Source organism: Photorhabdus viridis, from assembly GCF_040256935.1.
Classification (GTDB): domain Bacteria; phylum Pseudomonadota; class Gammaproteobacteria; order Enterobacterales; family Enterobacteriaceae; genus Photorhabdus; species Photorhabdus viridis.
The window spans coordinates 1-223 of record NZ_JBEJZY010000484.1; the positions used below are offsets into that span (position 1 = coordinate 1).

Annotated in this window: 1 protein-coding gene; it reads left to right on the forward strand. The window is 56.1% G+C overall.

Annotation, left to right across the window (positions count from 1 at the left end; all coding sequences use genetic code 11):
- Positions 1-223: hypothetical protein (locus tag ABR397_RS24235; protein ID WP_350307904.1), on the forward strand; the 223-nt coding region annotated here is incomplete at both ends.

Here is a 223-nt window from a genome sequence, read left to right on the forward strand (position 1 = left end):
CGAAGGTCTGTGCGTTGAATATCCTCATGAAAAATTAAGGGGACGTGATGTCATTCCAGAAAAATCCACCCAGGCCATCGGGCGCCAAACACCTTGCCGACCGGCTAAAGACGCAAAGCGCCAGCGGCTTACTCTTCACCCTCACGGCCGGTGGATTACCGCCCCACACCTTTGTCGTCGCCGGGTCATGCACAACCACACCGAAAGCATCGGCAATGACCAG